Annotated in this window: 14 protein-coding genes; 4 read left to right on the forward strand and 10 right to left on the reverse strand. The window is 69.4% G+C overall.

The genetic code is table 11. The features are described 5' to 3' along the window. Positions 1 to 35: 35 nt before the first annotated feature. The gene (locus tag AB0I29_RS02585; protein ID WP_357477661.1) at positions 36 to 608 is read right to left on the reverse strand and encodes a CGNR zinc finger domain-containing protein; all 573 of its coding nucleotides are present in this window, start codon (positions 606 to 608) and stop codon (positions 36 to 38) included. A gap of 97 nt (positions 609 to 705) precedes the next feature. On the opposite strand from AB0I29_RS02585, the gene AB0I29_RS02590 reads away from it, so the two are divergent. The 3 genes from AB0I29_RS02590 (at position 706) to AB0I29_RS02600 (ending at position 3807) form a co-directional block, all read left to right on the forward strand. Next, a complete protein-coding gene (locus AB0I29_RS02590; protein WP_357477664.1) occupies positions 706 to 1980 on the forward strand; it encodes an MFS transporter in 1275 nt (424 codons plus the stop codon). A gap of 68 nt (positions 1981 to 2048) precedes the next feature. Then, the gene (locus AB0I29_RS02595) at positions 2049 to 3260 is read left to right on the forward strand and encodes an MFS transporter (protein WP_357477667.1); all 1212 of its coding nucleotides are present in this window, start codon (positions 2049 to 2051) and stop codon (positions 3258 to 3260) included. 103 nt (positions 3261 to 3363) lie between these two features. Continuing rightward, a complete protein-coding gene (locus AB0I29_RS02600; protein WP_357477670.1) occupies positions 3364 to 3807 on the forward strand; it encodes a hypothetical protein in 444 nt (147 codons plus the stop codon). A gap of 45 nt (positions 3808 to 3852) precedes the next feature. On the opposite strand, the gene AB0I29_RS02605 is transcribed toward AB0I29_RS02600, so the two are convergent. The 5 genes from AB0I29_RS02605 to AB0I29_RS02625 form a co-directional block, all read right to left on the reverse strand. Continuing rightward, positions 3853 to 4308 (reverse strand): hypothetical protein, encoded by a 456-nt coding sequence (locus AB0I29_RS02605; RefSeq protein WP_357477673.1) that lies wholly within the window; start codon positions 4306 to 4308, stop codon positions 3853 to 3855. Continuing rightward, on the reverse strand, positions 4301 to 4735 hold the full coding sequence (locus tag AB0I29_RS02610) for a DUF4259 domain-containing protein (protein WP_357477676.1): 435 nt from the start codon (positions 4733 to 4735) through the stop codon (positions 4301 to 4303). The genes AB0I29_RS02605 and AB0I29_RS02610 overlap by 8 nt, the downstream gene beginning before the upstream one ends. Positions 4736 to 4765: 30 nt before the next feature. After that, positions 4766 to 5818 carry a phosphotransferase gene (locus AB0I29_RS02615; protein ID WP_357477679.1) on the reverse strand — a complete coding sequence of 351 codons (1053 nt, stop codon included), beginning with the start codon at positions 5816 to 5818 and terminating at the stop codon, positions 4766 to 4768. A 61-nt stretch (positions 5819 to 5879) separates the two neighbouring features. Further along, positions 5880 to 6506 carry a hypothetical protein gene (locus AB0I29_RS02620; protein ID WP_357477682.1) on the reverse strand — a complete coding sequence of 209 codons (627 nt, stop codon included), beginning with the start codon at positions 6504 to 6506 and terminating at the stop codon, positions 5880 to 5882. A 110-nt stretch (positions 6507 to 6616) separates the two neighbouring features. After that, positions 6617 to 6928, reverse strand: coding sequence for a hypothetical protein (locus tag AB0I29_RS02625; protein WP_357477685.1), 312 nt, complete (start codon positions 6926 to 6928; stop codon positions 6617 to 6619). A 178-nt stretch (positions 6929 to 7106) separates the two neighbouring features. Between AB0I29_RS02625 and AB0I29_RS02630 the strand changes: the two genes are divergently transcribed. Continuing rightward, positions 7107 to 8240 (forward strand): PrsW family glutamic-type intramembrane protease, encoded by a 1134-nt coding sequence (locus AB0I29_RS02630; RefSeq protein ID WP_357477688.1) that lies wholly within the window; start codon positions 7107 to 7109, stop codon positions 8238 to 8240. An 851-nt stretch (positions 8241 to 9091) separates the two neighbouring features. Here AB0I29_RS02630 and pglZ read toward each other — a convergent pair. From pglZ to pglW, 4 genes are read right to left on the reverse strand one after another with little or no spacing between them, the layout of a single operon-like run. Beyond that, positions 9092 to 11773, reverse strand: a complete 2682-nt coding sequence (pglZ, locus tag AB0I29_RS02635; RefSeq protein WP_357477690.1) for a BREX-2 system phosphatase PglZ — start codon at positions 11771 to 11773, stop codon at positions 9092 to 9094. Further along, positions 11770 to 15636 (reverse strand): DUF6079 family protein, encoded by a 3867-nt coding sequence (locus tag AB0I29_RS02640; RefSeq protein ID WP_357477693.1) that lies wholly within the window; start codon positions 15634 to 15636, stop codon positions 11770 to 11772. Before AB0I29_RS02640 ends, pglZ begins: the two co-directional genes overlap by 4 nt. Next, positions 15591 to 19328 carry a BREX-2 system adenine-specific DNA-methyltransferase PglX gene (pglX, locus tag AB0I29_RS02645; RefSeq protein ID WP_357477695.1) on the reverse strand — a complete coding sequence of 1246 codons (3738 nt, stop codon included), beginning with the start codon at positions 19326 to 19328 and terminating at the stop codon, positions 15591 to 15593. Before pglX ends, AB0I29_RS02640 begins: the two co-directional genes overlap by 46 nt. Continuing rightward, complete coding sequence (gene pglW, locus AB0I29_RS02650; protein ID WP_357477698.1) at positions 19325 to 23491, reverse strand: BREX system serine/threonine kinase PglW; 4167 nt, start codon at positions 23489 to 23491, stop codon at positions 19325 to 19327. The genes pglX and pglW overlap by 4 nt, the downstream gene beginning before the upstream one ends. Positions 23492 to 23750 lie beyond the last annotated feature (259 nt).

Raw genomic sequence — 23750 nt, forward strand, 5'->3', positions numbered from 1 at the left:
CCGGGGCGGAACCGTGGCCGGCTGCCGGGCCCGCGCTACGACCGCGCCCGGTCCGCCGACCGCCGCCGCATCTTGATGTAGTTGCCGCAGCCCGCCATGGAGCACCAGCGCCGCGCGTGGTTGCGGGAGGCGTCGTAGAACGCCCAGCGGCAGGTGTCGCGAGCGCAGACCTTGAGCCGTTCCCACTCGCCGGCCGCCTCGCTGCGGCGGACGGCGTCGAGCACGCCGGCGATCCCCTGCTCGAAGGGGCTGCCCGCGGCGGTGAGCCGCAGCCCGCCGTCGGCGTCGAACGAGACGCGCAGCGGGAGACGCGCGAGCTCGGCGTCGAGGGCGCGACGGGCGGCGCCGTCGTCGTCCGCGTCGTGCCCGGCGTGGCCCAGCAGCACGGCACGCAGGCCCTCGCGGATCCGGTGCGCGGCGGCGACGTCGTCCGCCGTCATGCGGGCGTTCGCCGGGACGAGCCCGCGCGCGGCGAACCAGTCGCGCAGGGCGGTCGCGCTGTCGAGGCTCTCGGCGTCCTCCTGCGGCTCGTAGCTGTTCACGAAGTCGCGCACGAGCCCGGGCGACGGCGGCGCCCACGTGTCGAAGCCGTTCTCCTCGAGCTGCATGACACCAGCGTAATGGCTTGACCGGTGTCAGTGCCGTAGGCAACCATGACACCGGCAAACGACTGACGGTGGTGTACAACGATGTGCGGGGGGCACGATGACGAACGCGGCCACGGTGCGGCGCACGGGACTACTGGTCGTGGCGCTGGGACTGCTCACGACGCTCGGCCCGCTCTCGATCGACCTCTACCTCCCCGCCTTCCCCGCGCTGCAGCGCCAGTTCGGCGCCGACGACGGCGCGGTGCAGCTCACGCTCGCCGGCATGACCGTGGGACTCGCGCTCGGCAACCTGGTCACGGGTGCGTGGAGCGACCGGGTCGGACGGCGGCGGCCGCTCCTCCTCGCCTCCGCCCTGCACGTGGCGGTGACCCTCGCCTGCGCGGCGGCCCCGACGGTGGAGGCTCTCGCCGCGCTGCGCGTCGTCCAGGGCGTCGCGGCCGCGGGCAGCTCGGTGCTCGTGCTCGCGATCGCGCGGGACGTCAGCGACGGGCCCGGGCTCGTGCGCCTGGTCTCGCGCATCACCCTGATCACGACGACGGTGCCGCTGCTCGCGCCGGTCGCGGGCGCGGCGCTGCTCCCGCTGGTGGGCTGGCGCGGGATCTTCGCGGTGCTCGGGGCGTTCTCGGCGGTGGTGCTCGTGGTGACGGCGGTGGTGGTGCCGGAGACGCGTGCAGTGGGTCGGAGCGGCAGGGCGGACGACGGAGGCCGGCTGGCGAACGCCGACGACTCGACGGGGCTGAACGGCTCCGCCGACCGCGGCACCCGCGCCCGCCTCCGCGCCGTCCTCCGCGACCGCGGCTTCCGCACCGCGACGCTGCTCGGCGCGATGACCTACGCCGGCGTCTACGCCTACGTCGCGGCGTCGCCGATCCTGCTCCAGGACGTGCACGGCCTGACCGCCGGCCAGTTCGCGGCCGTGTTCCTGGCCAACTCGGTCGGCCTCGTGGTCGGGGTGCAGGCCAGCGCGTCGCTGCAGCGGCGTCGTCCGGACGCGCCGGTCCTCATCGGCTTCGCGGCACTGACCGCTGGCGCGGCGCTCGCGATCGTCCCGCTGGAGCGCGGCGAGGCCGGGCTGCCCGGCCTCCTCCCCTGCCTGTGGCTGTTCGTCGCCGGGTGCGGCGGCTGCTTCGCGGGCGCGGCGGGCCGCGCGCTGCGCGATCAGTCCGCGCAGGCCGGCACGGCGACCTCCCTCTACGGCTTCGGTACCTTCGCCGCGGCGGGGCTGATCGCCCCGGTCGCGGGCCTGATCGGCCTGCACGACGCCGCACCGATCGCGGGCGTGCTGACCGCGACGGCGCTCGTCGGGACGACGTCGGCGGTGCTGCTCCGCCGTCAGGACCGGCGGGCGGTACTACTGCCGGGCCGGGCCTGAGTCCCGCCCCACCCTGGATACTGGCCCGCCCCGGGACGCGGCCCCAACCCCGTCTGGAGACCCGCACCGTGTTCGACCTGCCCGAGCTTCGCCGTCACATCCCCCTCGTGGTCGCCCTCGGCGTGGACTCGATCGGCACCGGGATCAGCGGCCCGCTGCTGCTGCTCTTCCTCACGCGCGTCGCCGACATCCCGCTGCAGCAGGCCGGACTTACGCTCTCGGCGACCTTCGCCGTCGCGCTGGTCGTGCCCGCACTGGTCGGCCAGATCGTGCCCCGGCTGGGCGGACGCAACATCCTGATCGCCGCGCAGGTGCTCCAGGCCGCGGGGCTCGGCGGGCTCCTGATCGCCCGCGACCTCCCGACCGTCGCCGTCTGCACCCTCGTGGCGGCAATCGGGCAGCGGGCGTTCTGGTCGTCGGTCTTCTCCGTCATCGCGGACGCCTCCGACTCCGGCCCCGCCGAGGACAAGGACCGCTGGTTCGCGTTCACCAACATGGTGCAGGCCACGGGCTACGCGCTCGGCGCGCTGACGGCGGGCGCCCTGCTGCTCATCCCCGGCGACCTGCCCTACCTGCTGGCGATCGGCACCAACGCGGTCTGCTTCGTGGTCTCCGCGGTGCTGCTCCTGGGCGACCGTTCGGCCCGACAGAGCGCCGCCGCGGACGCCGCCGCACCGGTCCGGGCACACCGCATACCGACGTTGCCGTACCTCGGCCTCATCGGCGTCGGCGCGCTGTTCGCGTTCTGCAGCACCATCCTGGGTTCGGGCCTCGGCGTGTACGTGGTCGACGGGCTGGCGGCGCCCGCAGCCGTCGTCGGACCGCTGCTCGCGATCAACACGATCCTCAACGCGCTCGGACAGGCCCCGGCGGTCCGACTCACGCGCCGCCGCTCGCGCGTCACCGTCATGGTGGTCGCCGGGATCGTCTGGTCCGTGTGGGGCGTGTACACGGCGGCACTCGGCCTCGCCCCCGCGAGCCTGATCATCCCCGGCCTGGCGCTGTCGGTGCTGGTCTACTCGGTCGCCGAGCTGCTCCACGGCCCGCGCTCGCTCGCCTACGCCGCCGACGCTGCGCCGCCCGGCCAGCGCAGCACCTACCTGTCGTGGTTCCAGTACAGCTTCGCGCTCGCCAACATCGCGGCCCCGGGCGTCTTCGCCGCCACCTTCGGCGTGGACCCGGGCCTGCCGTGGATCGTCACGTCGGTGGTGGCGCTGGTCGCCTGCGTGGGGCTGGCGCTGGTCGCCCGGGCGCTGCCGCGGGAGGCGGCGCGGCCGTGACGCGTCGAGCCGTGTCGTGGCCCCCGCGTCGATCCTGACTGAGAACGGACCGACGGCTGACGGCTGTGCCAGGCGGACGAGGCCCCGCGGTACGGTGCGCACCGTGAGCCTGCTTCTCGACCCCGACTACGACGTCGCGACCTACACCTGTGACTGCGGAAACGTGCACGAACGAGTCACAGGGTTCGTCAACCACGAGACGATCGGAGCCTTCGCTGTCTTCTACGCCGACTGCGTGCACCACGACGGGGAGCACGAGGCATACATCGACGTGATCCTCGACGACGAGTGGGACCCCGAGCACCCGGCCACGGTGGTCGGTGATCGTGTCACCTTCAGCTGCCGATACGGCTTCATCGAGGGCCACGGCTACGCGTGCTCCCTCGTGACTCCTCCCGGCGACAGCTCGAACGCCTTCCGAGGAGTTCAACTCTCCCGTGAGGAGGCACTGCAGCACGAATGGCTTCCGCGGTTCTGGGACGTCGTCGACCTGATCATCGAGAAGGACCCGACCGTGCGGATGCACTTCGGTCTCGACTCTCACTGAGGTCCTGGCGCCCGCGGCCCTCGTGCGGGCTCCGGTCGCCGGATCTCAGCCTGGCTGGAAGGACAGCAGGTCGGACCGCATCCGCTCGGTCTCGGGCTGCGGTCCTTGGAACCGGTCCCGCGCGTCCAGCGCCTTGAGCACCAGCCCGCGGCCGACGTCGTCGATCTGGCCGGTCAGGCGCAGCAGCGCGAAGCCCGCACCGATGGTGAAGTCGGCCATGTCCATGTCGTCGTCGTCGAGACCCTCAGCGACAGCAGCCTCGTCCTCGAACCACTCGGGATCGATCTGCACCAGGGTCGTGCTGCTGTCGAGCTCGTCGAGCCTCTGGGCCGCGCTGACGAGCGTGTCCCACCCCTCGTCATTGCCGAACGGTGCGAAGTCGTCACCCTGGTCGTCGTAGATGGGGTCGCGAAAATGAGCCGCAAAGGCAGAGTGCTTGGGTCCGAGGTGAGCGTCCTCGTCCGGTCCCGCCATGTCAGTGGAGTCGAGGTGGTCAGTCATCGGAGCCTCCGCCCACGGCACCGGCCGACACCGCCGTCCCCAACGCCTGCCGCAGGTCCTCGATCGAGGCCTCGACCTTGCCGAGCCACTCGCTGAGCGACTGCTCGCTCGCCTCCTGCCACAGCTCGTACACCTCGGAGCCCGAGCCGAGCACCCGGTCCGTCTGCTCCAGCAGCCAGGCGGCGCGCTCGTCGTCGAGCACGTCGCGGGCCGCCTCCACCGCCTCGCCGTACGGCAGCTCGCGCAGCCCGCGGGCGGCCAGCGCCACCTCGATGAGGGCGAGGACGGCGGCGCCGGCATCGCTCTCGATGTAGTCGCCCCGCAGCTCGTCGGCGAGGTCGGTGAACGAAAGCTCGCGGTCCGCGAGCGCCCCCAGCGTGTCCAGCGCACTGTCGTTGCCGAGGATCTCGGTGCTCCATGTACCCATGACGAGGAACGTACGCGGAGCCACTGACACTCAGCCTGCCCGCATCAGCTCCCGCAGCCAGGCGATGCTCGCCTCGGCCTGCACCCGCTGGAACCGGCGGAGGTGTGGGATGCCGGACGGCGGCGCCTGGAGCGAACCGTGCACGAAGTACGCCGCCAGCACCGCGACCTGGGTCACCACGGCCTCAGGGTCGGTTCCGGCCGGGAGCGGGGTCCGGTCCAGCACCTCCGACGGCGCGGGTCCGCCCAGCGCGTGCATGGCCGGCAGCATCCCGACGACGTCGAGGAACGCGGCGCCCCGTGCCGCGTGCGGCCAGTCGACCACCACGCCTCGCCGCTGCTCGTCCGGGCCGAGGATCAGCACGTTGTCCGCCCGGAAGTCGGCGTGCACCAGCCGATCACCGGCGCTTGCCTCGGCCTGCCGCTCCGGGGCGGCGACCCGCGCGATCAGGTCGAGGTGCTCGGCGAACCAGGGATCGTAGGTCGCCAACCCCTGCGGGCGCTCGTCGGCCAGGGCCTGCGCCTCCGACCGGACGTGCTCGGCGGAGTCGGGAAACACGTCGCCGTCGGGCGCCGGATGCTCACCGATCTCCAGGGCGAGGCGGGCCAGCAGGTCGACGTCGTCCAGGTCCCACGGCGCGGTGCGCACCGCGCGGCCGTCCACGGGCTCGAAGGCGAGGACGGCCCACTGCTCGGATTCGGCGGACGCGTCCGGGCTGGCCTCAGGGCTGACGGCGGCATCCGGCTCGACGGCGGTGTCCCCGCCGTCCGACCCAACGACGACGGCGAGCCCACCGCAGTCCGGCACGTCGAGCGACCACAGGAACGCGGGCGACGGCACGCCCGCGGGCAGGCTGGCGGCCTTGGCCGCCTCCTTGCGGTGCAGCCGCAGCGCCTCGGTCTGGCCGGGGGCGGCGGTCTTGACGAAGACCGGGCCGCGCTCGGTGGTGAGCACGCTGGCCAGGCCGGGCGAGTATCCGCCGTCGTGCGAGACCCAGGAGGTGACCTTCGCGCCCAGGCGAGCCTCGATCGCCGTCCGGATCGAGGCGGGCAGGTCGGGCCAGGTGGGGCGCACGCGGGTCATGCCAGTGCAGCCTGCCGGAGCGGGCGACACGGCACCAACGGAATTTCTGGACGGCTTCCCGTCAGAAGACGACGGCGGAGAACCAGTCGAACCCGACCTCGCCGTTGCGCTGTATGAAGATGCTCGCGAAGCCCTCGTTCGTCGTCCTGACGCCGACCGGCACCATGAGAGGGAAGGAGCTCTGCCCCACGGTGAGCACGGCCGTGCTGCCCGTGCCCGAGATCCGGACCGTGCCCGCCGAGTAGACCTGGAGGGTCACGTTGACGGTGCGCGCCTGGTTCGGCGGGAACTTGAACAGATAGACGATGTGGTACGGGTTGTGCGAGGAGAAGCTCGGGAGCCGGTGGTACGCGGGCTCCGCCTCCGTGTTGATCAGGCAGTCCTGGACGTACATGCCGAGCACGCGCCCAGCAGAGAGCCTTCGGCGGGACTGGCGGGGGTTGAGCTGCCCGATAGGTGTGGCGTCGAGGGCGGTGGTGTCCTCGTCCTCATCCTCGACGAACGTCGCGGCCAGGTTCGTGCCGTCACGTTCGGCCTCGTAGAGGACGTCGCGCACGGGAAGGCCGTCTCCCAGGTCGACCAGTCCGGCCGCTGTGAGCTGGTCGAGCACGTCGCCGTCGGCGCGGGCCGATGTGATCTCCCTCAGCCGGGTGAGCGGGTCGATCTCCGTGTGGGTCTCATCAGACATGATCGCTCCTCGTCGAGCGTTTCCACGGTTTCTTCTGTTGCTGCGGGCTGATTCGATCGTAAGAGCGGGACGGCGCGGGTTCTTGGCGAGGAAGGCGTGACGTGCGTTGTTCACCCCTTCTGGCCCTTTGACAAGCCGGCGGTTTCAACGGCGCGTTCGAGGGCGTCGACGGACTGGTCGAGGATGTCGCGCAGCAGGCGGGCCTTGTGCAGGGCGTTCCGCGCCTCGGCCGGGGTGTCGGCGTCGAGGTCGAGCGTGACGACGCGGCCGCAGTCAGCGATGGTCAGGCGTGCGCTGACGCGCGTCGACTGGTCGTCCGGGGTGAAGCCGGGTTCAGTGGTGATGTCGGCCAGCGCGTACGCGCCGGCGTGGTGGCCGCGGCGGTTCAGGAAGGTGCGGCGGTAGAAGCGTCGGAACGCCATGGGTACCTCGTCTCAGGACAACTCCCGCCTGAGGGGGCGGGGTCGGTACCCGCTCGCGCTGCTCACCATGTATGAACTGTAGGTCGGTGGGGTTGGGGGACGCACGAGAATTCGGCCGCTCAACACCAACGGGCCCCTTCCGATGGCGCATGAGCATCTCTGCTGATTCTCTCCAGTCATGACACTCGTCGTGGTGGGCGCGATCCTGTTCATGGCGGGCACGGCGGGTGCCTTCGTCGCTGCCCGGCCCCGGGACGGCGTTCCCGCGGCCGGCTGGTACCCGGACCCGAGCACCCGGCCGGCCCGGCAGCGACTCTGGGACAGCCGCGCCTGGACCGGCGAGGTGGCCGACGGCGGCCCGGCTGCGGCACAGGGTCGGCACTTCCGCGGACGGTTCTGGGGCTCGTGGGTCTGGTACCTCGTCGCGGCCGTCGTCGTCCTGGCGGCCGGGTCGATCGTGTACCAGTCGTCAGGAAACACCCACGTGATGGGTGTGGCAAGCCTGCTCGGCATGGCCGGCGTCTGCTGGGCCTTCTACCGGTTCGTGAACCGTCAGCTCGCGCTGGACGACGTCGTAGGCCCGGTCACGGTCCTGGCGGTGGCAGTGGGCACCAGCGGCGCCGTGCTGTTGGTCGCCGCGAACATCAACTCCTGGATCATCAACGGCGCCGGGATCGTGACGGCGACCGCGTGGGTCGGCGTCGTCGAAGAGGGGACCAAGCTCCTGGTGCCGCTGCTCCTCTTCGCGGTGGGCCGTTACCGCGACCCGCGTGCCGGCATCGCGGTGGGCCTGGCGTCGGGTTTCGGCTTCGCGATCACCGAGACCACCCAGTACGCCTACGAGACGGCGGCCGCGTCCGGGCCGAACTTCTGCGGCACCGGCACGCTCGACAGCACGCCCGCCGCGGTGGTGCAGGAGCAGATCTTCCGCGTGTTCACCGTCTCGCCACTGCACTGGCTGTGGACTGCCATCGCCGCGGCGATCGCGTGGCGACTGTGGCATCTGTACGGGTGGCGCGGTACGTGGGGCGCGCTGGGCGGGATCGCGCTGGTGATGGTGGTGCACTCGCTCAACGACAGCTCAGCGACGGCGTTCTGCGACAACCCAGCGGCTAGTACTGGTGCGGTGGTGCTGCGGTGGGTGCTGCTGGTGGTGATGTACGTGGTGTTCCGGGCGTGGGCGCGGAAGTCGGTGCCGCCGCAGCTGGTTGGGGTGGTGAGTCGGGAGTGGACGCCGAGGCATTTACCCGGGAGAACAGCACAGGAGACAACTGGCACGCACAGTCAGGAGCCAACAGGGCAGAGCGAGTAGTGGGTTCGGTATGGGACGTCCTGCGCTATGGCAACGGCAGATGAGCCCAGCGGAGATCAGGCCGCGACACGAGGCAGACCGCAGGAGCCACATTGACCTGCACCGAAACCACATGGAAGTCTCACGTAAGCATACAAAGTTAGTCGAGATCCGGGCGCTGGCGCGAGCTCCAGGACGACATGCGTCGCCGGGTCTGCCCGAACCGCCGTGTCAATCGGGGCGCCTTCGTGCGCCGCCACCCTGCGCTACAGCGCGGGGTTCTGCTATTCCGCGAGAGCCATCGGGGAATCAAGCGATAAACCCAAGCCACATAAGCCCGATCGAGTTCTGAATCCGTCACGCCCCGAAGCCAGCATGGTTGGCGCGGCGAACACAGCCACATCGCGCGGAACTCATCAGCAACGTCGTCCGTTTGAGTACTTGGCGCGGCGATCTCATCGTCCTCGAACTGAAAGGAGGTGTCGCCATGCACGCGAGACTCACGTGCAGTTGGGAGACATGCAAGTGGCATCCAGCACGTCCGGTAAGAGCTTCCCGCGCCCGCCGCGGAACGTCCTCAAGGCGCTGACAAGCCTCGTCATCGCACTGGGGCGCATGTTCAAGCACTGTGCCCGATTCCTAGTGGCGTTGGGGTTCGTACTCCACACCGTCCAGGATCTGATTGAAGTACTGCAGTAACCACGGGCCCCGGTCCCAGACCGGGGCCCGCTGCATGCCCGTGATTACAACGCGCCCGATCTGCTGGAGCAGGTGTACTGACGGCTCAGAAATGGCCGGAAGGGCGGCTCCCGCTACCTGCCACTTCGGAACGCGCCTCCTGATCACCGGGCTTCGATCCATGGTGGTCTCGGTCAACCGATCCCGAACTGGTCTCTGAGCAGTCCTTCGTCAAGCCGTACGGTCGTTCCGCCATCGTCCAGTGCCAGAACCGCGTAGCCGTCGATGTTGAGGGTGCGGCCGACTGCCGTGATCGTAGCGTTGAGCTCGGACGCGGCAATCCCTGCGGCGGCGGCGACCGTATCACGATGCGCACGCCCGTTGCGCAGAGCCAGGCAGCCGAGCACTTCGCCGACGACGGCGTCGGTCACCTCTGTCTTCACAAGTGCCTTCCAGCCGGTGTAGGCGCGGGAGGTCAGGAATGCGTCGATCCACTCGGGACGCGTTCCAGTCAACGCATCCGGCCCAGTACTCAGCACGGGCTCGTGCCTCACATCTGCCTGGTCGAACAGAGCCCCCTGGCCAGTACCGTCCAGTTCAGGCGCAGCTTTACGCTTCGGTTTCGCTAGAGCACCCGGGCTGGCATCCGAGGCGGGCGTCGCGACGGCGGGCTCGACCGGGTCGTGCCACCAGCTGGGGACGGAGGGTGTCGCCGGCCCCCAGCCATCGATACCCTTGCGTTCCATCGCCGACTGGAAGACGAGCACGGGCACTGTCAGCTCCGCCAGGCTCGCACCGCCGTGGTAGCCAGCCCGGACAGGGCCGTAGCGGAGGTCTTCGCGCCACAACAGAACTGCATCACCCGACGACGTCACGACTCGCGGGCCGCGCACCTCGACCTCTCCGGATCGAACAGATCCGCTGCCTACCGAACGCCATCTGGAGTCGGCGTCCACGGCATCGAGCGGAGTGCTGTCCCGTTCGACGACATGCCCGTGGTCGGAGGTCAGGACAACCACCCGCCCTGCGTTCGCCGCGGCGTCGAGCAGGGCCCGCAGCGGCGTCAGACGTTCCAGCGTCCAATCCTGGTCCGAGACATCGTTCTTGTGCACCGTGTCGTCGATCGCATTGATCACGGCACCGACCACGGGCACGTGCGCGCTGGAGATCGCGTCGACGACGTCGTTCGGCAGCGCCGCGCCGGCCTGCCCCCGCAAGCCTCGTTTGAGGAACAGCCGGGCGTTTCGAAATGCCCGTGACAGGCCTCGACGCTCGTCCTCAGCGTCGCCCGAGCACACCCGTCCAGAGAAGAGCGACGTGCGTGAGACATCTGTGGTCGACGGCAACGCCGCAACGGCGCCGAGGCGCCCGTGCGCAGACGCCGGGGTCCATTCGGTCAGGCCGATCCGTGAGATGTCTCCTGCCAGACGGGTCGCGATCGTCGCGCTCATCCCGTCGAGCACCACGATCAGCACTCGAGACCGTGCGCGCCACGGCTTGACCACGCTCTCGAGAACACCCTCGACGCCGAGAGCGAGGCTGCCCAGCTCCGCACTGCTCGGCACGGTCGACGCGACCTCGCTGAGCCGTACGACGGCGGCTTCGTCACGGGCCCGACGTCGCTCCCGCACCCGGTTGATCAGGCGCCCATACGCGGCGGCCAGCTCGGGATCGTGGGACCTGACAAGACCCATGGCCGAGTCGGCCCAGGCGCCGTCGGACATCTGCTTCTGGATGTCGGCCGCAAGGCTCCCGGTCGTCCGCTCCTCCGTCGCGAGCCAACGGGCAAGACGGACCGCATGGAGTGCGGCGTAGCGCTCGCTGGTGTCGTGATGCTCGATCACGTCGTGCAGGGCCTCTTCGATGCCGGTACCGGAGTCGAGCGCCGCGCTCAGAGCGTGCAACCGCCTCCGCAGCCCCGCACGCATGAAGATCGAACGGCTGGCGCCCTCGGCCCAGCCGACGTCGTCGAGCAGGGCCTCGGCCTGCTGGATGGCGACCCTGGCCGCGTTATCCAGTCCTGCGACGTCACGCCGCACGATCGCGGCACGCGCGACGTCGGCTGCTGCGCGCGCAACGACCGGTGTCAGCGATGTCCGGTCGACGTATCGCTCCATGCGCACTCGGGCGGCGACCTGGTCCTCGACCGGCGCCGTCCCGTGTTCGTCCCACAGCACGTCGAACGCGAGCCCGACGGCCAGTGGAGTGACGTGCTCCTGCTGCTGGGCAACCTGCAGTGCAAAAACAGCTGCCTCGCCGACGTCGGCCCTGGCCCAGGCGATCAGGTGCTTGCGGAGCGCCGCGTCCGTGCCTGCCCATGCCGCGCGAGTGGTGGGCTCACCCAGGTCGGCAGTCAGCGTCACCGGGTCTGGTTCGTAGGTGGCCCCGAGTCCGAGGACCTGCCCGAGCAGTGCTCCGATGGCATGGCGCGCGGTCACGGCGGTTTCTCGGGACCGGGGCCAGCCGCCGGGTGGCTGGTGGTCCAGCAGTGCAGTCGCAGCCCAGTCCAGGCGCCGCAGCTCGTTGCTCACCTCACGTGCTCCCGGGAAGAGTCGCGGAACAGCGGCCCATTCGTCCGGCAGATGCAGACGCTGCTGTAGAGCCCGAGACAGGACGGCATCGCTAAGGTCTCGCTCAGATCTGTCGGTCAACACGACGGCCTTCTCGCCGTCCTTCAGTCCCGCGATAGCGTCCAGGATCCCGAGCTGGGAGACGCCGGGGATGACGCGCACCGTGGTCCCGTTCGTATCGATGTCGGGGTGCGGCCATTCCGGCCGGGCACGCAGGAGCAGCACCTGTTCGTCGGCCTCGAGCAGGTCCGCCGCCTTCTGCCGCACCATCGCCGGCGAGACCATGATGGCTCGCAGTGGGCTCATCGCCACCGCCAGGTGACAGTTAGCTTCTTGCCGTCGAGCGGCGACCTGATCGCGTCTGCGAGGTCTCGACCGAGCTGCTCGATCGCGCGGACGTCCGCCAGCACGACCTGGTGCTCCTGGCCGGCCTGCTCGCGGGCTTCCTTCTCGCGACGATCACGTTCGGCTGCCGCTTCTCGCAGCCGCTTGAGCTCGGCACGCGCCTCGACAGCCTGCCGACGTTCCTCCTCTGCCCGGCGACGCTCCTGGGCCAGTGCACGCCGCGCCTCGCGCGCTTCCTGCTGTGCGCGCCGCTGCTCGTCCTGCTGCCGCACGACGTTCGCCGTGGTGGCGGACGACGCTCGCCCCGCCGAAACCCGCTTGCGGGAGACCAGGACAGCCGTCGCCTCCCGTGTCGTCGCATCGAGCGCCGCCTTGATGTCAGCGTGCAGCTGCTCGTTCGCCGCCACACCCCGGAGCTGGGCGACGGCGGTGACAGCGCGATCGTCCTCCAGGTCCGGAAGCTGCCCGATCAGGTCCCAGTTCGTGTTCTCGAGATCGGTCGCTACCTTCCTCGCGGAATCGATCGAACGAGCCAGTGCCCCCACCTCGTCCGGCAGATCAAGCACTGCGAGCACATCGACGGCATCGGCGTCGTCCCGCGCGTCCGTCAGCGCGGTCGTGAGCTCGTGGGCCGTGCGTGCTGTGCGCAGACGCGGGGAGGCCTCATCGAGGGTGAGCACGTCACGGTGCGCGTCGAGTGCATGGACCAGCGCCGACGTCCCCGCCTCAAGCTGCCGTGCCCGTTCCCGAACGGCGTGTCCCACCCGTTGCACGGCGGCCGACGACAGGTGGTGCTCGTTCGCACCGATGCCGAACAGAGCCTTTGCCGCGGTCAGGGCTGCCGTCCAGTCCTCCTGGCTCGGCAGCACCGGCTCGACCAGCGTGACGTCGGGCGCAAGATGGCCTACATCGGGGAGCGGCGACAGCACTGTGCCGCCACGAAGCAGCTGGCGATCGGTCATCGCGGCCCAGGCCAGCACGAGCAGATCCTGCGCCTCCTGCGTCATGCCGAGGCCTGCCAGCTCGTGCCGCAGCTTCCCGACCGTCACCGTCCCGGTCCGGCTGACCTTGGTAAACGTGTCGTTCCACCGGAAGTGCACCGGCGCAAGCACGTACGTGGTCTCGTTCAAAATGCCGACGCCGTACCCGGCGACGACACGACGCACCTTGGTCGCGCGCTGCCGGTCGATGGCTTCGATACGCCCGCCGGTCAACATCGCCTCGCGGGCAAGCTCCAGGACCGCCTGCAGGTCCGCGCGCCGGACCTCCTCGTGCCCGTCAGCCACCTCAGGGTGATCGGGATGCGCCGCAGTCAGGGCATCGCCGAGCACACGTGCTGCCGTCTCGCGGAAGGTGGCCGCCGACGGCTTGTTCGGCGTGAAGCCCTTGGCGAGGGTGTGGAAGACATGGTGCGCAGGAGACGCGTCGGCCACGTTCTCCTCCGTGGCCTTGTCGATGCCGTATGCCTGCCGCAGCGCCGCGCGGATCTGCTCGCGCAGCGCGTCCCGCCGGTTGGTGAGCTGGCGGCGGGCCAGCTCACGCTCGCCGGACGGCAGCTCGGTGGCGTACTGGTCGAACCACTGCGGCCGGAGCAGGTGCTCGAGCGAGACGAGCTTGCCTACCTCCTCCATCCGCGCATGGGTGAAGAACTGCGGGATCCACGCGATCGTCTCGCTCGGAGGCTCCTCCTGCCTCAACGTCGAGATCCGCAGCACATCTTCGGCCGGGCCCACCCGTTCAGGGTCAAACGGGACGTCCACGATCAACCGCCACAGGCCGTCGGCCGCAAGGATCGACTCGCGCGGCAGGCTCACCTCGTCACGGATGTTGCCGAAGAACACGTCGACCTCACGGCGCTGACCGCGCCACACGTGGTGCAGCACGTGGTCGCGTCCCATCTGCCCCTCGGCGCGGACGGCGCCGATCTCCCCGGCGAGCATGGTGCACAGCAACCGGACACGGCTCGCGTCCGTGTCCTCGTTCTGGACCGAGACGAGCAACGCGTCGAAGTCCACACCGGACAGCTGGAGGCTGATGACCGGGTCCTTGGTCTGCGGCCCGACCGTGACTTCGCTGAACTCGGCCGCCCAGCCACGGGCTAACGCCGCGACCGTCGCGGCCTCGCCGGTAGCCAGCATCGAACGGACCGAGCCGAAGTTCAGGGCGGCCAGCTTTGAGGCCGTCAGGTTGCGCAACGACCTCGCCTCGGGGACAAGCGCCGCGATCAGCAGCGTCTTCGCCAACCGGTCCTCGCGCCGGAACGCACTGTGCCGACTCTCCTGCTTCGCCTGGGCCTCAGTCAGGCTGTGATGGTCCAGCAGGTAGGGGCGCATCTTGTTGGTGTAGAAGGCCCGTGCGGCATCGAATTGCTGCTTCATCGCCGCACTCTGCGGATTGGTTCCGTCGAGCACTGCGGCGTCGACCAGGTCACCAGCACCGATCACGTCACCCACGGTCAGCTCGTCCCGGCCGTCGGACAGCAGCTGGCTCATGATCTTCAGCGCAGTGCGCTCGCGCTGCATCACCGTCGACAACCCGATCATCGCGTCCACGAGGGCGGGTGAGAACGGGTACACGAGCTCGAAGTCCACCGCGGAGGAGTTCGCCTCGTCGGTCAGGAGGTGAGCGTACGCACCCCGGTTCGCTCGGACCTTCGCAAGGGCAGCGTGCAGCGCGGCACGGCCTTCCTCGCTCGTCGGCTGCAGCAGCCGCTTGTGCACGATCTGGGGTAGGTCCGCGGCGGCCAGAGTGATCTTGTCGAACCGGTCCTCCCACCACTGGAAGCTGTCGCCGATCGCCACCTGCTCGGCTCCGACCGACCCACCGCCCACGAAGTCCTTCAGGTCGCGCTGCCGCGCCACGAACGAGATCACCGGCACCGCCAACAACCCCGTACCCGTCTCGACCAGCTTGGCGATCTTCGACGTCTCAGACTGCAGGAAGGTGGTGTCGCGCAGGTGCCCAGCCAGCCACAGCACCAGCTCGTCGAGGAACAACACGATCCCCTCGTAGCCGAGCCCCTTCGCGTGCTCGGTCATGACCTGGAGTCCGGAGGACATGTCCAGCCACGTCCCCGTCGACTCGTAGGACTGGAAGTGCACCCGGATCAGCTCGGCGACGAGCCGCTGGCGGGCCGAGTCCGACTCCGGCAGGTGACGTGCCGCGTCGTACTGCTCAGGAGTGACGGCTCCGACGAAGGTCCCCCAGCCCCCGACAGCGCCGGATGTTCCCTCGCCGAAGTGCTCGAAGAACTTCTCGTCCTCCAGCCGGGCGCGCAGCCGGTCGGCGTCCTCCAGGAGCGCCTCCGACCGGTGCAGCACGGGCGGCGCCTGGTCCGGGTGGCGTTCCTTGACCGTGCTGAGGTACCCGCCGAACAACGCCTCCTCGATCGACGTCGCCGTGAGCAGGTGGTAGTCGATGGCCAGCAGGTTACGCCCCAGGACTCCCAGGTGTTTCTGCACCGGACCCTGCAGACCCTTCAGCGCACGCGCCGTAGCGTTCCCTGTCAGCAGAAGGTGCATCACCGCCATGTAGTGCGACTTACCGGCACCGAACGACCCGTGGATGAAGGCACCCTTGGAGGCTCCGCTGGACAGCGCCGAACCAACCAGGCTCAGCCCTTCGTCGAACGCCTCCGCGATCGAGTCTGTCACCACGTAGTCTGCGAGCGTACGCTCCGCGGCCGGCACGCCCTGGTGCAGGCGCATCACGAAGTCGTCGACGTGCACCTCTGCCGGGATGTCGATGACTTCCCGCAGCGGCAGGGACAGGTCACTCATCAGCTCGCAGCCTTCCTTCCACGCTTCCTCGCCGCCGGTACCCACGCCGTCACCTGGTCCCGAGTCATGCCCAGCCCCACAAGATGACCGTCGACCTCCTGCTCGATGACATCCGCTGCGCTAAGGCCGAACTCAGCCTCGATCTCACCGTGCCACTGGCGCAGCCACGGCTCCAGCTCCACCAGGCCGGCGACCAGCGGCACCAGTGCCTCTTCCGTGATACCTCGATCCTGCTGGAGGTGAGCCTCCCGCGCGAGGGCCAGCGCCTGGTCCCGGTGGTTCCAGCCGGCCCAACCGAGCACAGGCGACGCATCCCCGTCGTGGTCGGTCTCCGGATACAGGATGAACCGCTCCTTCGGCATGTCGAGGGTGCCGCGCGCGCTCCAGTATGCATTCTTGCGGAAGTCGCCCGTCACGTAGCGCGGCGGTGTCTCGATGACGACCTTCTCCCCCGCGTCCTCACGCCGCTGTATGTCCCACACCTGCTGCCACTCGCGGAACTTCTCCAGGCCCGACGGCTTGTACCGGTACGCCGCCAGGAACGGGACCGCCTCATCTGCCGCCAGCAGGCCCAGCACGCTCGCCAGATCCGGGTCGGCCAGCCCGCTCAGTGCCCGGCACATCTCCCGCAGCACCTGGTCGTTACGAAGCAGGCCGGCCAGCTCGGCGACGCTCCGCGTGACCGGCCCCTGCTCGTCCTGCCACAGGCCTGGCTCCTCGAGCCGGTCTAGGATCGCCTCGCGCAACGCCGCGTTCTGCAGCTTCGCCCACGGCTCGGTGGCCCAGCGCCGCTTGTTCTCCGGGCGCTCCAGGAGGCGGATCGTCGGATCCTGCTCGATCAGGTGGAGGCGATGCTCCATCCGTGCGCGGTGGGCGGGAGTGAAACGCTCGGGGATCTCCGTGACGGGCATCGAGCTGTGGCGCTTGAACCAGACGGTCTCCTCGGTCCCGGCCGCAACCTCGCGGGCCAGGACGATCTCGAACGCCCGCTCACCTAGTGCAAGCGTGCCCGGTTCGGTCGATGGTGCCGCCAGATCTTCGTCGGTCAGGCCGTAGAGCCGGTAGACCTCCCAGTCGAGCTCTTCCTGCTGCCAGATCATGGCGGCGCGGGTCCCCTGCCACTGCCGTTCGGCGTCGCGCAGCATCGCCGCGAGTGACGGGCCCGCGTGGTCCGCGAGCCATAGCCCGACGACGGCGCGGGGCGCAGTCGAGGCGAGCTGCTGGGCGAGGGCGTCGAGCGACAGTGCCCGGGCGAGCGGGAATTCCGCCGGCAGAGGGAACTTGTTCAGCTTGGTGCCCGTGAATTCGTAGAACACTTCCCACTCGTCGTGCATAAAGCCACCCGTCCCGGACTGGCTGCCCTTGTCGTGGCTCACCTGCTTCAGCCACAGGCACGCCGTCGACGAGTTCAGCACCCCCAACAGCTCCAGGTGCTGCTCCTCGGTCGCTCCATCGGGCAGCTTGATCACCGGAGCTGAACGGTTGAACACCTTCCCGCCCCGGTCCAACACGAAGTGGTTGTGCGTGGCCACGAACGCGAACGCGATCGACAGTGGAATCCGATACCGCCGCTCGAAAAACATCGAGTACTCGAACCACATCAGCCCACGCTCAAGCTGCGACTTTCCGTAGGCGACTCGACTTTTCAGACGGGTGCGTAGTGGCCAAAGAAGCCGAAGCGTGGCCTCGTCGGCGCACGCCGTCAATGTCCCCGGATCGTACGGCCAAGAGCTCTCCAAGGCATCGCCCGACCCTCCAAAATCACGGAGGAACTCCCCCTCCACCAACAGCTTGCGATGCGTGTCCAAGACCCCGTGCCGCCGGAGAGCTCCAGCACCGACCATGTACGCCTCGTCTTCACGCGTCACACCCCCAAACCCGATCTCCGTGATGGATTCAGAAAGTGGAGCCGCCCCGCCTTCGTCGATCGCCTCCTTGACGAACCTCCCGGCCGAAAGCGACAGCGGGTGCTCGGTGAGCACCTCCCGCTTCAGGCTCGTCACCGTGACGTACGTGCCCTCATACTCCTCGTCGTCGATGTGCTCGACGATCTCAGTCCATACGCGCCCCTTGGCCGGGTTTTCCGGCTGCCCGGGCTCGCCGCGGGCGCCGAGGACCGCCCGAACGGTGTCGGAGACCCGGTGCCGGGTGCGACCAATGATGATCACGGTGGGAGTACCGTGCCCGGGGATGAACGCTCCGGACGTATCGACGACCTGGGTGAGGTCGACGGGGCGCCCGTCCTTGGCGTAGTAGCCGGCAAAGAACTCCTCGACCAGCTTGGTGCCGAACTCGCGCTTCATGAAGGAGTTGGCGGTGATCTGCCCCACGTGACCGGCGGGCCGCCCCTGCTCGCCGCGGATCGCAAGGCGGAAGAAGAGCTCCATGAACGGCACGCTGAGCGCGTACTGCCGGTGGGCGGTCTTGTATGCGTCGCGGTACGCCTTGTTGAGTGCCTTGTCCTTCACGGTGATGTACGGCGGGTTACCGACGACGACGTGGTAACGGCCGGGCTGGAGGATGCCGTGGTACTCGGCCAGGTCCTCGTTGCTGTAGGCAAACCCGTCCGAGCCCACATTCCCCGCCGGGTCCTCGTCGAACGGACCGGTTAGCGTGTCGCCCAGGTCGAGCTGCCCCTCGTGCCAGTCACCCACTAGCTCGTCGGTGCTGCCCTGCCGCCCCTGCTCACCGAGCAAGGAGTCGCCGATCGCCAGGTGGTAGCCGAGCTCAGGCACGCCGACGAGGGACGTCTCACCCATGGCACGCAGCCCGGCGACGGTGAGCCGGAACCGGGCAATGGCCACGGCGAAGGGGTTGATGTCGACACCATGGACGGCATCCATGGCGCGCCGTACCCGTTCCTTGACGTCTAACCCTGGCGCCTCGGCCGCCCAGGCGCGGATGAGCCGGTCGAACGCGCCGAGCAGGAAGTGCCCAGACCCACAGGTCGGGTCGATCAGCCGCAGGTCCCCGAGGCTGGTCTCCCGCAGGGCCGGCGTCAGGGTGCGGTCGAGGATAAGCTCCTCTACGAACTCGGGTGTCTGCAGCAGCGCGTACGTGCTCTTCGCGTGCTCGGAGAGCTCCTGGTAGAGGTCGCCCAGGAAGCGGGTGCCGAGCTCGGGATCGCGGAAGTCGTGGACCAGGTTCCCGGCCGGGTCGGTGCGGCGCCAGAACTGCAGCAGCGCGGTGGCGGCCTCCGGGCTAATCTCCGCGGTCCACACGGGATGGTGGGCAGGGTCGACCAGGGCCTTCCCGGCCGGCTGGTCGGCCAGGACGCGCAGCCCCTGCTGGATCCAGTGGCGCCGGTTGTGCATGGGGTTGGCCCGGAAGTAGGCGGTGACGTGTTCCTCGGCTCGAGCCACCCTGACGTCACCCAGCCCGGCCAGATCATCGTCGGCCCTAACGCCGTCGCGGGCGACCAAGCTGGCGGGTGCCACGATCCAACCGACCGGCACCGGCTCGCCGTCGGCCCGTGCCCCGGCCAGGAGGTCGTTGTCCTCGCAGAAACGCAGGAACGCGGTGGCGACCAGCCATGCGACGGCGGCCTGCTCTACCTCGTCCTCCCGCCATACCGACCAGGTGCGCGCGGTGCGACGGTGATCCCGTGCGTCGGCGTGCTCAGCGCGCAGGCGCGCGCCCCAGGGATTGGTTCGGTCCTCGGCGCGCTCGGTCAGGTCAGCACGCAAAGCCTTGAGCTGGGCCTTCAGGTCGGTGAGAAGGGCGGACGAGTTGATCACGAGGAGGCTCCGGCGGACAGGGACGAGAGGTCTGACGGCAGGGTGATCCACCGGCTCGGGCCGAGTGGCACCGGATCACCCTCCAACATCGGTACGGCGTGATCGCCATGCATCGCAACCAAGAGCCAACGGGCCGCGGGTCGCGCGGTGCCGACATCGAGCAGCGTAGCCAGGAGGTCTGACATTCCATACCGCATCAGCGGACCGGGGTTCACGACCAGGAGCGGACTGTCGGCGGCAAGAAGGTCGGCCCAGCGCGGGCGGACAGCCGATTGCACCAGACTCGTCAGGTTCGCCCAGTCTGCGCTCGGACGTTGCCCGGCGTCGACGCCGACCACGAACTGCCAGTCGATGCCGTGCGATGCGGCGACCTCGCGGGTGGCGTCGACGACGAGGGCAGCCACGTCGAGCCGACGGACGTCGAACGCCTTCTCCAACGCATCGGCAGCGCGCATGTAGCGGCGCGGTGGAGCGCACAGTGTGATGCCGGAACGACCACGCAGCGACTCCTTCAGCTGGACGGTGACCTCGGAAACCGGGGTCGCTGCGACCAGGGTTCCAGCGGAGGCACTGTGCGAGCGGGAGCGCGCGGCCGTGGCAATCTCGTAGACGCCGTCGTTATTGACCACCCCGGGCAGCACGTTCGCGACCAGGTCGTCCAGGCCGCGCGATGAGGCCGGCAGGTCCACCGCGCTGAACCGTGCCTCGACGCTCCGCCGGAGGTGAGCGGCGCTGATGCGGCGGCCCGGCTTGCCGCGCACCGCGTACTCGACGGCCGTCTGTGCAGGCAGGTCCCGCGGGTAGAGCTCGTCGAACCCGGAGAGCGCGGCCTTCTCACTCGCGGCCGCGGCCAGGTGCAGCAGCCGGGCATCGTCGATCACGAGGCCATACATCTCACCGGGAGAGTCGTCGACTACCGCGCGCAGCGACTGTCGCCCGGACTCCGGCGGCACCACGCCCTGCGCGACGAGCTCGTCCGCGCGCTGGCCCAGGTCGCCCGCCAGCTCGTTGAGCAGGTCCGCAGGTGGGAACTCGTCGCCCGTCCCCTCGGGGTCGGTGCTCTCGGTCAGAGCGATCAGGTCAGCCCGGTCCGACCGCCGACGCCGCAGGTCCAACGCGCTGTCCGGCATCCGCAGGTCCAGCTCGTAGACCGCGCGCAGCAGCGCGGACGCATGCCGCAGACGCGCGTCACCGCTCAGCAGCGACCCCCGGGTGCCGAGCAGGGCAGCAACCAGCTCCGGCACCGTCATGACGCGTCCCGACCTGGACAGGAGCGCGGTCACCTCCTCGCGCACCGTGTCCAGCGCCCGGGGTGAAGCCTCGCCCCACGCAGTGACCGCGGCCTCGACCGCGCTCGTGGCCGGTCCGCGGTCGAGGCCGAGCGCTTCGCTGATATCGCTAGTCGACGGCCACCACAGGGCGGGACGGTCCGGCTCGGCGAGCCCCAGCACATACTGAACTACGGTGCGTTCCCTGCTTGGCAGGTCCGTTAGAAGGTCCTGCACCAGGATTTCCACGCCCTTGACGTCGGCTCCGTCGGGCTCATGGTCGGTCCGCAGCCGTTCGCGCCACTGCCGGATGCGCAGGTGCAGCTCCCTGCGGTACTGCTGCCCGAGCCCGTGGATGGTGTTCACGTTGACCGCGTGGATACCCAGCAGATCGGCCACCGTGTCGATCGGCTTGTCCAGCTTGACGCCCAGCCGCGCGACACCCGAGACCGCGCGCGCCGACAAGCCGGACTGTTCCAGGCGGGTGTCCAGCCCAGCCTGCGTGGCGAGGTCGTCGTTTGCGGCCGCGCCCTCCTTGCCCGCATCCAAGGTGGCGAAGATCTCGCTCCATGCCTGCGCGAGCTCCTCCACGCTCCCGAACCGCTTGCCGGCGTCCGGATGCAGGGCGCGACGAAACAGCGCCGTGAACTGGGTCGCGACCGACGTCTCGAAATAGCTTGGGTCCAGGTCGGGCTTGTCGCTCGAGGTCGCCGGCGTGTGCGCGCCGCCGGGCCAGATCACCTGCTCACCCGTGGCCATCTCGTACAGGGTCGCCGACACACTCCACAGCTCGGCGGCGCGATCGTACCGCTGGCGCTTACCCCTGCCGAGGTAAGGGTCCGCGTAACCGGGTGTTCCCGACTTGGTCTTCTCCAGCGACTCCTTCGACAGAGAGAAGTCGAACAGCACGAGCGACCTGCGCTTGCTGTGCGGGTCCCTGGCCACGCCGATGTTCGCCGGCTTAACGTCCCGGTGGAAGCGGCCCTGGGAATCGAGGTAGGCCGCTGCCTCCAGGAGGTCGGCCCCGAGGCTCTCCAGCATGCCGAGGCTGCACCGGCCCTCGGTGGAGATGAGGTGGGCGAGGGTGTTGCTTCCGGCGTCGGAAAGGAGCAGGGCCGTCCTGCCATCGACGTCGAGCGGCCCCTCGATCAGGCGCACGACCCGGCGGTGATCAAGCGACCGGAGGATCTCCGCCTCCGCCTCCAGCGTCCGGACAGCGGTGTCTGACCGCGCCACCTTAAGGACCCGGTCGGGGGTCGCATCATCGGCGTCGTGGTCACGTACTCCTAGCGCGACACCACTAGACCCTTCGCCGCGCCTGCTGACCACGACGAAACGATCTGCGACGATGTCGCCGTTCTGCGCGTCCACCGGGTCCGCCACTGGAGTGGGCTCTGCATCGTCGCCGTCAGGTCGGCGCACGGCGTCCCACGCGTCCCGCAGCAACTGGAGCGTGTCGTCGATCGTAGGCGGCCGCTCGGACTCGACGGTCCTCGTTGCCCACGCCACGATGTCGGCTATGTCGTCCGGCATACCTGGGGCAGCCGTGCGCGGGTCCAAGCACCCGGCTGCCTGGTGCTGGTTTTCCAGGTCCACAGGAGACGTCGCTGGTGCCTTGCCCGTCAGGATCAGGTACGCCACAGCCCCGAGCCCGTAGACGTCCAGCGGGATCGGGGCCATGCCCTTCGCGTCCTGCCGAGCCTCGGGGGCAAGGTATGCCTGATCGTCGAGTCCCGACGACCCCAGGTCCGCCGCACCTGCGTTGACCGAGGTCCACCGACTCGTCGCGTCCGTCGAGCGCTCCTTGTGGGCGAAGTACCAGTCGCGGACGACCAGGTTCGGCAGCCCGCGTCGCACCGACGTCACCCACACCCGCGCCGGGGCCAGCGCCCGGTGGATCAGGTGCCGTCGGTGCGCGTAGGACAACGTCTCGCCGAGCTGGATGATCAGGGCCATCCGTTCGTCGAAGCTCAGGTCCGCGCCCTCGTCCCGCAAATAGGAGTCCAAGGGCTGAGCGGCGTCGTCGTGGCTGAACTCCAGAGCCGGGCCGTCGTCGGTCACATACACGCCGCTCGGGGCCGCGATCCGCTCGTGCACCACGCCCAGCGTCAGTTGGAACTCACGTCGGGCCAGCTGCTCAATGCGCTTCCGCTCGCTCGCAGCGGCACGCGGCGGGACATCGAACAACCGCAGACGGCGCGGAACGTCCGGGACGGCGGGATAGCTGACCCGGACGTCCTGCCAGTCCGGGCCCTCGGCGATCGGGGCGGAGTCGGTCACGACGAAGTCGCCGACCATCCGCTGCTTGGGGCGTGGGCGGAAGTCCGCCGCATCGCAGACCCTACGGATCTGTCGGTAGGCGGTCTGGTCGACGACCGGGCGGCGGCTGCCGGTGAAGATGTCACTCACCCGCGGCAGCGCCGGCCTTGCCTGGACCTGGTAGCCGTCCAGGGAGTAGACGTGCTCGCGAGCCTGCCCAGGCAGGTCGACCTGGCTGCCATCTCCGTGCAGCACCACTATCGCTTCGTGGAACGGGACGGCCTCGGCCTGTGCCTTGTTCTTCGCATAGCGGAGCAGCACCGACCGCAACTTCCTCGCCTTCAGGTCGGTGACCAGGTAGGGATTCTTTGCGCTGCGCCTGTTCTGATACCAGGTCTGCGTCGTGCCTCGGATCGTGCCGTGCCAGCCCTTGAGCTCCGCCAGGAAGAAGCCGAAGCGGGTGAGCAGCAGGACGTCGATCTCCGCCGTACGCCCGCCCTCGTCGATGAACGTGAGGTTCGCCCACCCGGTGTTGATCCCGTCGTGCGGGACGACCTCGCGGAACCGTGCCAGAGCCTCCGCCTCCGCTGGCGACGCGGGCTCGCCCATGACAAACCAGTGCGAGTCGGGAAGCATCGACGCGGGACCTCACGGAAATCTGGGGATGGTGGTCGGCAGGCCGTCCAGCCGCCGGCTGCTGCTCACAGCTGGCAGAAGAGACTCGTGGCCAGGAGAGACACTACCTCCGCTCACAGGAACACGCGGCGGATCGTATGGGTGAGTTGTCGTGGGGTGCGCGACTCGGCCCCAGCCCGGTTCGGCCAAGAACCTTCCGCCGTCAGCGCCGGTCAGTGGTGCCGCAAGCCGGCCCCAACCGTCGAACCCACCGCTCCTC

Origin of the sequence: Promicromonospora sp. NPDC050262, assembly GCF_040655935.1 — a bacterium.
In the GTDB taxonomy this organism is placed as follows: domain Bacteria; phylum Actinomycetota; class Actinomycetes; order Actinomycetales; family Cellulomonadaceae; genus Promicromonospora.

Bases quoted from the DNA above. Each gene is read 5' to 3' on its own strand.
- AB0I29_RS02585 (WP_357477661.1), bottom strand. From the start codon at position 608: ATGCAGCTCGAGGAGAACGGCTTCGACACGTGGGCGCCGCCGTCGCCC.
- AB0I29_RS02590 (WP_357477664.1), top strand. From the start codon at position 706: ATGACGAACGCGGCCACGGTGCGGCGCACGGGACTACTGGTCGTGGCG.
- AB0I29_RS02605 (WP_357477673.1), bottom strand. From the start codon at position 4,308: ATGACTGACCACCTCGACTCCACTGACATGGCGGGACCGGACGAGGAC.
- AB0I29_RS02610 (WP_357477676.1), bottom strand. From the start codon at position 4,735: ATGGGTACATGGAGCACCGAGATCCTCGGCAACGACAGTGCGCTGGAC.
- AB0I29_RS02615 (WP_357477679.1), bottom strand. From the start codon at position 5,818: ATGACCCGCGTGCGCCCCACCTGGCCCGACCTGCCCGCCTCGATCCGG.
- AB0I29_RS02620 (WP_357477682.1), bottom strand. From the start codon at position 6,506: ATGTCTGATGAGACCCACACGGAGATCGACCCGCTCACCCGGCTGAGG.
- AB0I29_RS02625 (WP_357477685.1), bottom strand. From the start codon at position 6,928: ATGGCGTTCCGACGCTTCTACCGCCGCACCTTCCTGAACCGCCGCGGC.
- AB0I29_RS02630 (WP_357477688.1), top strand. From the start codon at position 7,107: ATGACACTCGTCGTGGTGGGCGCGATCCTGTTCATGGCGGGCACGGCG.
- pglZ (WP_357477690.1), bottom strand. From the start codon at position 11,773: ATGAGCCCACTGCGAGCCATCATGGTCTCGCCGGCGATGGTGCGGCAG.
- pglW (WP_357477698.1), bottom strand. From the start codon at position 23,491: ATGCTTCCCGACTCGCACTGGTTTGTCATGGGCGAGCCCGCGTCGCCA.